Origin of the sequence: Acinetobacter sp. ACZLY 512 (genome assembly GCF_023614015.1) — a bacterium.
Taxonomy (GTDB): domain Bacteria; phylum Pseudomonadota; class Gammaproteobacteria; order Pseudomonadales; family Moraxellaceae; genus Acinetobacter; species Acinetobacter soli.
On record NZ_JAKIVI010000011.1, the window covers coordinates 108,568 to 121,262 of the forward strand.

General features: G+C 38.8%; 9 protein-coding genes. 2 read left to right on the forward strand and 7 right to left on the reverse strand.

The window, feature by feature from the left end; all coding sequences use genetic code 11:
* Positions 1–50 precede the first annotated feature (50 nt).
* The 6 genes from L2096_RS12720 to L2096_RS12745 form a co-directional block, all read right to left on the reverse strand.
* Positions 51–1,406: an acyl-CoA dehydrogenase family protein gene (locus L2096_RS12720; protein WP_250365563.1), complete on the reverse strand. Its 1,356-nt coding sequence runs from the start codon at positions 1,404–1,406 to the stop codon at positions 51–53.
* Positions 1,407–1,629: 223 nt separating this feature from the next.
* Positions 1,630–3,822 (reverse strand): TonB-dependent receptor, encoded by a 2,193-nt coding sequence (locus L2096_RS12725; protein WP_250365564.1) that lies wholly within the window; start codon positions 3,820–3,822, stop codon positions 1,630–1,632.
* 150 nt (positions 3,823–3,972) lie between these two features.
* Positions 3,973–5,322, reverse strand: a complete 1,350-nt coding sequence (locus tag L2096_RS12730) for an MATE family efflux transporter (RefSeq protein WP_250365565.1) — start codon at positions 5,320–5,322, stop codon at positions 3,973–3,975.
* 51 nt (positions 5,323–5,373) lie between these two features.
* Positions 5,374–6,498: a siderophore-interacting protein gene (locus tag L2096_RS12735; RefSeq protein WP_250365566.1), complete on the reverse strand. Its 1,125-nt coding sequence runs from the start codon at positions 6,496–6,498 to the stop codon at positions 5,374–5,376.
* Between the two features lie 51 nt (positions 6,499–6,549).
* A complete protein-coding gene (locus L2096_RS12740; RefSeq protein ID WP_250365567.1) occupies positions 6,550–7,773 on the reverse strand; it encodes an MFS transporter in 1,224 nt (407 codons plus the stop codon).
* Between the two features lie 35 nt (positions 7,774–7,808).
* A complete protein-coding gene (locus L2096_RS12745) occupies positions 7,809–9,953 on the reverse strand; it encodes a TonB-dependent receptor (RefSeq protein ID WP_250365568.1) in 2,145 nt (714 codons plus the stop codon).
* Positions 9,954–10,203: 250 nt separating this feature from the next.
* On the opposite strand from L2096_RS12745, the gene L2096_RS12750 reads away from it, so the two are divergent.
* Both L2096_RS12750 and L2096_RS12755 read left to right on the forward strand, forming a co-directional pair.
* Positions 10,204–10,944, forward strand: coding sequence for a thioesterase II family protein (locus tag L2096_RS12750; RefSeq protein WP_076032872.1), 741 nt, complete (start codon positions 10,204–10,206; stop codon positions 10,942–10,944).
* 156 nt (positions 10,945–11,100) lie between these two features.
* Entirely contained in the window at positions 11,101–11,796 is a 696-nt protein-coding gene (locus L2096_RS12755) for a 4'-phosphopantetheinyl transferase family protein (protein WP_250365569.1), read from the forward strand.
* A gap of 216 nt (positions 11,797–12,012) precedes the next feature.
* On the opposite strand, the gene fbsK is transcribed toward L2096_RS12755, so the two are convergent.
* On the reverse strand, positions 12,013–12,642 hold the full coding sequence (gene fbsK, locus L2096_RS12760; protein WP_250365570.1) for an N-hydroxyputrescine acetyltransferase: 630 nt from the start codon (positions 12,640–12,642) through the stop codon (positions 12,013–12,015).
* Between the last annotated feature and the right edge of the window lie 53 nt (positions 12,643–12,695).

Consider the following 12,695-nt stretch of genomic DNA (forward strand, 5'->3'; position numbering starts at 1 on the left):
TATGGGTGTCTGGTGGTTTAAAGCATAAGGGCTTTTACATAGCAGACAGTTTAGGTTGGAGTGAGTGACGCAGATGAGGCATTTTTTAAGGTACTCTGTTCTGCTTGAGTCTCGATCTTTGAGGTATCTCCTATACGCCACTGATAGGGCGGTAAAGTTCCATTCACACTAAAATCACCAATAATTCGTGCTTTAAATACACGCGGATTGTGCGATGCCAAGGTTCGAATATTGCGCCAATAGCGGTCGAAGCCATATTTTTTATCTGCCGCAGATGCACCTAAGGCGTCAAAGAGTAAGGTCGAAGCATCTAGTGCCAATTGGGTAATGACGCCCTGAGCTTGGGCACTTTCCAGCTCTGCCAGCGCGTTGAGATCCGCTTCAGATACACTATGTGAGTCGAGCGCAGCCGAATAGGTACGCTCGAGGCTTTGTGCAACTTTTTCAACCAACACACCGGCGGTGTATGCTGCGGTGCGGATTTGACCGACCACCTGCAAAATTTGAGGATCATTTTGTACCAAAGGTGTATTGGCATGTGAGTAATTCCGCGTACGCTTGGCAACAGCCGTAGATACATCGTAGGTTGCTGCACGGGTTAAGCCTGTAATAATCGCCAATTGAATCAACTGGTAAAACGCAGCAGAATATTTAAAGCGAGTTCCTTCTGGCAGAAATTCGCTTGGATCGACCAGTACATCAGTAAAGCGTGCTGTGCCACTGGCGGTGAGTTGCTGACCGAATCCATTCCAGTCGTCTAAAATCTCGACGCCCTGTGCATGCCGCGGCACGATCACGTTTGAGGATTCTCCGTGAAGATCGGTCACCCCCACTTCAACCCAATTGGCATATAAACTGCCGGTGGTATAGTACTTTTCTCCATTCAGGCGAATCTTGCCACTTTCATCGGTCGATAAATGCGTTTTAAAGGCGTGAATTGATTCTGTACCGCCTTCCGACCATGCACTGCCTATTGTGTCGCCACGCGCCAGACGCTCAAGCCAGCGTTGCTGGAATACCGGATCTTGAGACACCAAAACATTTTCAGTAAAGCCAAAATGAATCCGCAAAATTTGAGGTAAATTCGAGTCTGCTTCGGCCAGTTCAATCAATAAGGCAAACAATTCAGGCAATGTGGCCTCATATCCACCATACGCCTTTGGTAAACGTAGGCGTGTAAATCCACTGTCTTTGAGCCACTGGATTTGTTCAATCGGAAGTTCATGACGCTGTTCACGTTGCAATGCATGTTGTTTAATTTGTTCAAATAGAGGACGAAACTGGCTTGCGAGCGTATCGTAGCGTGTGGAAACCGCATCACCCCATACCCGAAACAATTGCGAAGTCGTGATCTGGGGGCGATGTTGCAGCTGTGTATTGACCGTTGGGTGATAAAAATGTGTCATATGAGCATCCATCAATTTTATTTTTATCTTAGCCAACGCATTTGTTTTTATAAAAATCAAAATGTGATAATCATTGCAGGATTTATTCATTAGCCTATCTATTATTTTTTTAATTTTCTGTTATTTTGATTAATAAAGAATAAATATTATGAATAAAAAAAGTGCTATTAAATCAGCCGACAAATATGTATTTATCGGCTAGTAAAATTTAAAATGATCAAACTTAATAATTAATGGTATAGCTTAATGCATAGGTTCTGCCTTGAGCTGGAATATCTAGATAGGCATTTGTATTGGTTATTGCTGCTTGTTGGGCAAATACGGTTTTATACTGGCGATTCCAGACATTATACACCCCAAAATCTACACGACCTTTGAGTGCTGGAAAATGTGCCAAAACATCCATAGTGGTATAGCCCGAAATGTCAGCCGCGTTGTTATCATCTTTAAAGCCTTTTGCAGCGAAAGCTAGATCGTCTTTGTAGGCTTTATTGCTGCCTTTAATGGCCAAAGCCTGCACACGCACACCATAACCGTCTTGATCCCATTCACCAAATACAGTTCCTTTTACAGGTGCGACCTGATAGGCGTTTAACTCATGCCATGCACCAGATTCATCTTTATACTGACCGCGCGTGTAAGCGAGCGTTCCACCAACTTTAAATTGCTGCAAAAATGGATAACTTAAGGTTGTTTCAGCGCCATAAACACGTTGATCGGTATCGACAACACGCGCGGCTCGGTTACTAAATTGCACGGTTTTATCCGAGGTATTGTAAAAACCGGTCAAACTGACATTTAACCCTTGATTTTGTTCTAGGCGCCACCCGAGCTCGTAGTTATTTACCGTAATCGGCTGCAAATTCGCGGTGGTAATGTTATACGTCGAAACATCTCGGAGCATACGCTGTACATCTGGGTAGCTAAAGCCCTGTGAAAAGTTTGCATAAAGCTGCTGTGCATCGTTCAGTTTATATACCGCACCCAAATTGAATAAAAACTTATCGGCATCGGTACTGCCAGCTGCAATCTCTTTGCTTTCACGTACTGGTACATAGGCATCTGTTTTTGCCTGAATGTATTGATAACGTACACCACCCTGAAGATTCAACCGATCGGTCAGTTCATAATCTGCTTGAACAAATGAACCAATACTATCAATTTTTGTATCTGGCCCCTGACTTTGAACAGCGCCTGTCGCGGTATAAGTCAAACCATTATCCGACGCGATGTATTGATCCGCCCACTGGCGATCATTTTCATGATCGTAATCGATGCCGTAAGTCAGACCCAAATTGCGATCAAGAAGATTAAATTTCGATTGTAAGGTCGAACGCAGGCCATAAAAATCGTTGTCAGATTCACTTTGTCTAACCGTTGCACCATTGGTGACTAAAGCTCCGGCATAAGGCACAAAGCGTAATTTCTCTTTACGGTAATACGCATCAATATTCAGGATTTGACCGAATATATCTGTATTTTGATACTGGGTGTTTACACCATAACGCTCTGTAAAAGGTTGATAGGGTACATTCCAGCCTTTAATAGGCACATAATAGTCGGCACTGGTTTTGGTGTAGTCTGGGCCATACTTGGTGTCTTGTCGATCTTTGTAATACTGAGCACCAAGGCTGAGTGTCTGAGTATCTGACACGTTAAAGCCAATACGTCCATTGATGTCTAGGGTATCGGTATCCATGGTGCTGCCTTGCCATGGACTTAAAGAGATCCGGTTGCCACGACCGTCAAACTGCGCGCCACGGCTGGTAAAGTTGGCGCCTAAAAATCCGTTTATGTTGTCCTGACTAAATGCAGCAGTTTGACCGATTTCATAGGCGAGCCCATCTGCACGGAAATTATCGGCCGATGTGATGCCAACCTTGGTACTCAAACTAAGTGGCTGATCTGGATTGGCACGCTTGGTAATAATATTAATGATGCCACCTGTCGCACCTGAACCATAAATACTGGTGGCTCCAGATACCACTTCGATATGATCGATTAATTCTGGACTAATGCTGTTGAGCTGTCGCGCGGCATCACGAGAACCCGTTTGAGGTACCCCATCAATCATCACCAGAATGGTTCGACCACGCATGGTCTGACCATAGTTACTGGAGGTCCCGCTACTCGGTGCCAGCGATGGTACCAATTGAGCCAGAACATCGGCCACCTTACGCCCCGCTCCAGCTTGTTGTGTAATTTCACTTCCCTGAATGGTCTGCACAGTTCCTGCAATTTCGGCAATACTTTTGGGTGTTCGGGTGGCGGTCATGACAATTTTATTGAGCGCCACCACATCTTTTTTAGATGCGTTTTCAGTTGCCGTGCTGTTTGAGTCGGTCTGATCATTTGCATACAGGCAACCCGATATCGCCATGGCCAGCAAACTCAAAGCAAATTGTTTTGTACGCATGTTACCCCCACAGATAAATATAATAAAACTAAGAATAATACTCATTATCAATAAAAAGTAAAATAAAAAGTGCCTTGGTGTTTTAAGCACTTTCACCACAAAGCTGTAAAAACCGATCCCGATCCATTTTATTTTTTAGACTCAATCAGGTTAAATGCTCTCACCAACTGGTAATTCATTTTTCTTTAAATAACGATAACTTTGAATCACCAATAATATTGCTGCCAAACTGATTCCACAGGTCAGTACCAGCCAGATTATATTTACATTCGCACTCTCCTGAAGCCAACCACGCACGCCCATCAAATAACTCAATGGAATAATCACCACCCAATAACAAAACAGAATTACAAAAAGTGGTTGCATAAACTGTTGCAAACCACGTAGTACACCAGATGCAACTGTTTGGATCGCATCAAAAACTAGGAAAACTGCCACAAAAGACATTAAGCCAGTGGCAATATTTAATACTTCAGAATCTTTACTAAATAAACCTGTTAATGGGATTGCAAAAGTCATTAAAAGTCCAGCAATCAATACGCCATAAATCAGAGTAATGACCACTACAGCACCACTGGTAGCAATCTTGGACTGGTCATTATGGGTTGTCGAAAAATATGCCACACGAATGGTCGTTGCGCTACTAATCCCAATTGGAATCATGATAATCAGCATGGCAATATTAATTACAATCTGGTGTGCTGCAATCGCCTTTGCCCCAAGCTGTGATGCAAAAAATGCCAGTGTTGCCAAAGCTAGAATTTGTAGGACCAAGGTGATACCAATAGGTAAACCTTGCTTGAGCAATTCCAAACTTTGTTGAATATTGACTTCGATATGTTTTGTTTTCAGTTCAGGAACTGCTCTTGCCACTAATTTATACATACAAAAACAAGCAATATAAGCACTGATGGCAGTAGCAAGCCCTGTGCCTGCTCCGCCCATTTCGGGAATAAAACCAATACCATTGACCAAGACATAACAAAGAGAAGCATCGCAGATCAGTAGAAAGAGGTAAGTCAGCATAATGGGTTTAAGCAAGCTATGACCTTCACTGATGAATCTAAATAAGGTCATATATACCAATCCAGGCACACCAAAAGCCACAAAATGTAAATATTGCTGAGCAATGCTTGCCACTTGCGGATTTTCAATTAACCAAGGACATAAAAATGCCAACAGTTGAATCAACACAAAACCAAAAATTGACAGTAATAATGCTACTTTTTTACCTTGTTGTATCAGTACGGTAATCTCGTGTTTAGCTCCTTGTTGCATGGCGGAAATTTTGGGAACAAGCACATATAAAATCCCTGTAAATAATATAAATACAGGCGTCCAAATATTACTGCCCAAACCAATGCCAGCCAGATCAATATAATAATAACGGCCTGCCACCATGGTATTGATCACACCCAAAGAAGCTTGACAAATCTGGATCAAAATTAAGGGCAGAGCCAGTTTTAATACAGGTAGGGAGATGTCTTTTAAAATATTCATCGCATTTAAGTCTTAAAATTTTAGAAAAATCTGTCGTGATTTCATACCCGATTAGTGTTTTTGATCTAATCGCCAATACCCTTTAATGTGATTATTTTTTCCTGACAGTTTGCGTTCATTACGGAAATAATGTCGAATCTGTTTTGCGGCATTATTTTCTAAAGCACCCCAAACCTGATCTAACTGGGTAAATTTTTTTAACAGCTCCACGGTTTGACTACCTTGCTCATGTACAGATCCAGTAATTTTTTGAATATTACTATTTTGGGGAAAGCAAAAATCATCAAAATAAGTAAAATCTGCAGCATCAGCACTGAGTAAAATGACAATCGGTGCAATCGGGTTTTTCCAAAAATCTAAAATCCCGGCAAGCGCTGGAAATGCAGTTTCATCTGCAATTAGAACGGCTTGTCCCTCATGTAAATGCTCGTGCTTGTCGTCGGTTTCGGTGCGACTCGAAATTAAAGCGCCTGCACTCAGTTGTTGTACCCATTGACTTCCTGGACTCGAACCATGTGTAAAGATGTCGATATAGCCAAAATGTAAATCCTCATGATTTGAACTGTCAGCAAAGGCTTTTCTTAAAGTATAAAGACGAACATCTTTATTCATACTTTCAATGAGTTTTTGACGCTTTTGTGTCGATAAATGCTTCATTAACCATAAGAAACCCCGATCGAGTAAATTTTTTAATGTTCCGCTTTTATTGGAGTTATTCGGTTGAACTAAAGGAGCTTTTTCTAATATTTTTAAAATAAAACCATAAGCATAACCAGCATAATAATTTGGCAATGGTCTTTGGCTTTTAATGGTAAGACGTGTGATATTTGGACTGACTTGTGACTTGTCCACTACTTCAAAAAACTGTTTGGCATTATGACTGAACTCAATTTTTTGTTTGGCAAATGAATTATAAGCCAAATATAAAATCTGCTCTTCTAAATCGCCTTTTAATTCAAAATGAATAAACAAATCTTGTTTCATGGATACAGATGGAACTTGAGTCTGTAACAAAATACCTTCTTCATAAATATCGGAAATTATAGCATCATGAATATCATTGTTTTTACCATAGTTTTGAGCAATGATTAGCAGCTCTTTACGATGGTCTTGATTCACATGATCCATAATATCAAGCTTACGATCTTGATCTTTAATCGTGGTCAAATGTGTCATGATACCGCCTAATTCCTAAATAAAAATATATAATGAGATGAATCTTGAGAACTAATGTGCTGGATATTCAGCATCAGATGGCAATATTTTCCATGCCAATACTGCAACACCTAAAGCAGCCACAAAGGTTAAAATTACTACAGCGGTATACCCAATATGTTGGGCCAGCGTTAAACCAAGTGCTGAATAAACAAAACCCATAAAAACCACTAGGCTAAGTTGTAAACTAAAGAACGTTGCTTTTGCTGGCATATTGGCAGCACGATCCATAATGAGTGTCGAAATCGTGGCAATTAGTCCTGGATTGGCAATGAAATAACCAAAAATCGCTAAGTACACTATAAGTTTTGAGGTATATCCTAGGGTCAAAGGAACAAATAACAGTAAGGTCAAACCTTGCATGACCGTCAGCGTAATCAGTGCTTTTTTTCGTTGTAATCGATTGATTAAAATCGTGGCAAGGAATGCCGATAAGATACCGATAATCGAACCAAAAACTTTTGTGGCAAAACCAATATCAAACAGTGACCACTTTGCATCGACTAATAATGGATTTAGGATGCCAAATACAGCAGTAAACCCAATTGGATAAATGAATAACAACAAAAACCAAGACTTGTATTTTGTGATAAATACTTTAAGTTGCTGAGCCAAACTTTTGAATTGAGATGACACATTATTATGCGGATTAAAAAACTTATTATCAGGTTCTCGATAAAACAGGAGCTGAATCCAAGTAATAACAGTTAAAAGTGCCAATATAATAAAAGCACCTTTCCATTGTAACCATGGATATAAAATAAGCAGTAAGCCACCACCAATAATATTGCCCAATAAGTTACTGGCATATTGAATACTATTTGCAAATTGTCGTTCAGAGGGTTCAAAAATCTTTGTGGCTAAACCATCTATAGCAACATCTTGGATGCTCATAAAGAAGCTATAAACAATAAAGAGAACCAGCATGATTGGAAATTGTTTCTGTATTTCTAAATAGCCACACGCTAGTAGTAGCCCCGTCATACACAATTGTGCAAACAAAAGCCAACTTCGATACTGCCCTTGAGTGAATAATCTAACACTATCAACAAATGGTGCATATAAAATTTTACCCAGCATTGGAAGCGCAATCATGTTCAATAATGCTAATTTATCTAGTGCGATACCTTGTTGCCTCAAAATGGCAAAGGTAGCAGACATCATAAAAGCAATACCGATATATTGTGTGGTATAGGTACTGATCAATAACAACCAAGGTTTAGAATGACGAGACATAATAGGCCTTCCAATGCATGAATATTTAAATAGAATTAAAAATCGAACTGCATAGATAACTTATATGTTCTTGGTGTACCAATAGAGACAAACATACCGTTCCAGACTCCTGCCCAATAATGTTTATCAAAGATATTATCTACCCCACCTCTAAAGGTCACTTTATGGTTGGCAATTGACGTTGAGTAGCGACCACCTGCATCTAAACGGAACCAGCTTGGCAATTTTTGTGTATTGGCTGAATCGACATACTCTGTACCTGTGTAAATCGTATTGGCCGTCAAAGTAAGGCCTTCAATTTGGTTTACATCCCATTCAAAGCCCAAATTCGATTGCCAGTGTGGGATCCCATAAACATCTTTACCATCATAAATACCATTGGTTGTTTTGGTCTGTTCGGCATCCATGTAAACAACACCACCTAGCATACGTAGATTACTGAGTATTTGGCCGGCTGTTGTCCATTCAATCCCACGATTACGTTGTTCGCCACTCATGCTATAAGTGCCAGATGTATCTCCCATGAGTAATGGTTTTGTAATCTGATAAATACTCAACGTATTTCTAAAACTCCCATTTTCCCACTTGGTACCTAATTCATATTGTTTAGATTTATAAGGAGCCAATGTTTCACCATAATTGGCTGCCGTGGTTACACTCACCGTCTCACCCGGCGATAAACCTTCTACGTAGTTTCCATATAATGAAATTGAATTATTCCAAGGTTTAACCACAAAACCGAGTGCTGGCGTTACCGCACTTTTATTATAATCTGAACCTGCTATAGCATTTCCTGTCGTTATACTGTAGCTCTGAGACTTCACTTGTTGATGGCGTAAACCAAGTATCAATTGATATTTGTCATCGGCATATGAAAGCGTATCCGCAAGCGCAACACTGCTTAAGGTAATATCTGAGGTTTTAAGAACAGAAGGCTCTGCAGCTAGAACTCCAACTGCTGCTGGTGAATAAATATTGGATGCCCAACTCCCACCAGTAGCTAGGCCCATATAAACGTCTTGATCGATTACATTCGCACTGAGGACAACATCGTGATCAATTTCACCTGTTTTTAAATGGCCACGAATCCCTGTTTCTACCGAATTAACATCTGTTTTGTTGGCAGTATTGCGTGAAACAGCAATGTAATCACCATTCTCTTGAGCATTTCGTCCGAGTGCATTATTGGCCATATAGCCACCAGCTTTTTGCTGTTTAGTGCCGCCTTTTAAATAAGCAGTCCAATCATCCGACAAGTCATACTCTACCTGACCAATTGCCGCAGTCGTTTTTGTATAGCCATATGCGCCTGACATCGTATTAATTGTGGCATCAGGTGCTTTAGGAATTGTCGATGAAGCAAATGACGTGAGTAGTGGCATTGCTCCAGATAATTTTTCTTTAATATTATAAACATCTAATGAAGCACGTAAGTCTGTTCCTTTAAAATCCAAGGCAATAGATCCTAAACGACGATCTTCTGTCTGACTATCTAGTGCAGTATCTCCATGCGATTTTAAAGCATTAACACGCATACCAAATTGATTATTTTCACCAAAACGACGTCCGATATCGACATGCTCACCGATATTTGAATCTGATGAGTAGGTGGTTGTAAATCGGGTAATTGGTTCATCAGTAGCACGTTTGGGTACAACGTTAATCACCCCACCCACTGCACCACCAAGTGACATACCAAACAATAAGCCACTGGTACCACGAAACACTTCCACACGCTCTAAAAATTCGGTTGGTACGCGATTATGTGGCACTAAACCAAAAGCGCCATCCCATGCCAATTCATGGCTTTGTGTATATAATCCACGAATATTAAAATACTCACCCAACCCATTGGCAGAAAACGCATTTCTTACAGAAGGATCACTTTGTAATGCTTCAGCAACGGTTTTAGCTTGATGATCTTCAATATATTTAGCGGTATAACTCGTAATACTAAATGGCGTATCAAGTGCGTCCTTATTACCTAATATGCCGACTTGACTTTTTTTTGTCACTTGACCATTCGACAAAGTCGTATTATCAGTCGCCTCTGCTTTAACAATAATCGTAGGAAGCTGTTGAGCTGACTGAGTATTTTCCCCTGCTATTACATTATGACTTAACAAAAATGTAATGCTAATCGATAAAGTTGCTTTTCTGAAATGGATACTGGTATTCATTTCTTATCCTATAAAAGGTAATGTTTAAATTATGTTGCGCATAATACCAAGAATCATTCTCAACAAAAAAAATGATTAGAAATAATTTTATAAAATAAGGAATCTAATTGAATTAATTATATTTTTTATGAATTTCAAGTTTCATAGATAAGATTAAGTTTGACACCCTGCAGTTAAATAGTATACTAAATTGATTCTCATTTGCATTTGCAACTGTGTATTTTAGGCCCAAAATTTATCAGTCACTCTTATGTTTAATAATTCAAAAATTAATTTATTTTGTGTTCCTTCCGCAGGAAGTAGTGCATCAATTTTTAGTACTTGGGATAAAATAAGTGCTGAGAATATTAAAGTCATTGCACTGGAATATCCTGGTCATGGACGAAAAATTCAGCAACCTCTCAGCCATGATCCTGACTTTTTAGCACATCAATTTAGTTTAGAAATTTTAGATTATGGTAATACACCCTGTGTTCTTTTCGGACATAGTGTGGGTGGCTCATTGATTTGGGAAATTGAAGAAAAACTTAAACTTATCAATCCTGATCATAACTTAATTCTAAAAATTGTCAGTGCCCGACCTTCACCACACTATCAAAGTTTGATTCATCATTATAGTGCTATGTCAGATGAACAGATCATTCAAGAACTGAAACTTTACAACAACTTCCCATATGAGATTTTAAACAATCCGAGTGCTTTAGAATTCTTTTTGCGCATCATTAAAAATGACTTCATCCTGAGCGACAATATGATGAAAAAACCGATTCTAAAATCAACAGTTCCACTCATGAGTATTTATGGTAAGGATGATCCTTACATTAAAAATCATGAAATTATGCAAAGTTGGCAAGATTTTAGTGAACAATGGTTAGGCGCTTATCAAGTTCATGGCGATCATTTTTATTTTTTAGACACAAATATATTGCAAGATACGCTCAATATTATTCAGAACAACACGTATCGGGTCATCAAAAGTATGTCAGCATAAATTATGATTCATTCGAACCAATCCACAATATTACCTCAAAGGAAGCCATCGACATCATTACAACAGCATGCTCGGTGGCTTTTTTGTGATGATCATTTGCAATGCTCTGTATTAAATATCTATGATCAATCAATTCATCAAGTTCGACTGCTGAAAATGAATGAATATACTCTTAAGCATTATTATTTTAAATTTAATATTTTCATACCATTTGACGTTGCAAGAGCGAGTTTAAAACGTAAGTGTGAGTTTTTTATCGGTCGCTTAGCTGCCAAATTTGCCTTGGCGTCATTGGGCAACTATGCATTCTTTAATATCAAAAAAGGTCTGCATGGTGAACCGTTATGGCCAAAATATATCACTGGAAGCATTAGCCATAGTATGCTGGATTGTACCCATGGAATTGCAATTGCGACAGCTGCAATACATAATCCCAATATTAACTCCGATGATAGCATTCATCACGACAACCAAAATTGTAAAAATATTTCAGGCATTGATGTTGAGATCAAACAAAATGCTGACCTATTTAAAGAAAATCCAAACATGTTAAATAGTTTGATGAGTTCTCAAGAAACCAAACTTTTAAGTCCATTTCTAGAGCAAACACCAGCACTTTACTTAATTTTATTTTCTGCTAAAGAAAGTCTAATCAAAGCATTCTATAACAAATATCAACAGTTTATACCTTTTGATGCTATGCATTGTATTGGCTTCAACACTCAAACATGTACACTAAGTTTTTATCTGCCTCAAACCTCACCTAAAATAATCCCAATTAGAACAATTAATGTGAAATATCTAGAATTAGAAAATGAAATTATGACCTTTTGTAATTTAGATCCGAGTTAAAATAAATTCTGAAAAGAAGGGTTCATTATATTTAAAAAAAATTTCCTCAACATACTGATTACACTCACTATTTTAGCTGTGATTGCTTATACCATGTCATCATTTTTTTTATAGTATGCCATTAATTATGACAGCATCCCCTCCTTTTAAAAGGAGGGGATCAAACTAAGAATTAAGCTTAACATATTCTATTTAAAGCATTCATCTTGCTTCAAATCAGGCAAAGTAAATGAAATCCTTAGCCTGTTTTTTCAGCTTAAACTTTTCATAGTAATGACCACATTGTTGATAAAACTTTTCTCTAAAACAATGATAAAGCATTGCCGTTTTTTCCTGAAGATGAATCAGTCCTTGAGGTTCCAAAGCAATGTCTTGTCTTACCCTTTCATATACAGACATGGTCTGATCAGGTTCACCCACCACTTTTTCTGCATTGGAATGTTCAAAAATCAAAAAGCTCAGCATACGCATCACCGCTCGAAAATGCCCCTTACCCACCGCATCTTCACTGAGTAATACATGCCAACCTAAGTCGTCGGCTTTGGCGTCATAATACAATGCCAAACGATCTCGTTTTGCTTCATATATTTCCAAATAACCGACATCTTGACCGTCAATTTGGACGATATATAAATGCTGATGATCATCACAGAGCATTCGTTCAAAATAAACCGCCAGTTCTAGTTCAGATTTATTCAGTTGCCATTGCGGTATAATATGTGGCTGATGCATCCATTTGACCAATAAGGACAAATCCTGTGGTAACACCACATCACGTAATGCGTAGGATATCTGATATTCGGCATATTCAAAAAAACCGGGTAATGATTTTGATATTGTCTTCATCACGAACATCCTCTAAAACGAAAGTAGAATTTAAAATCAAAGTGGATGCTTTA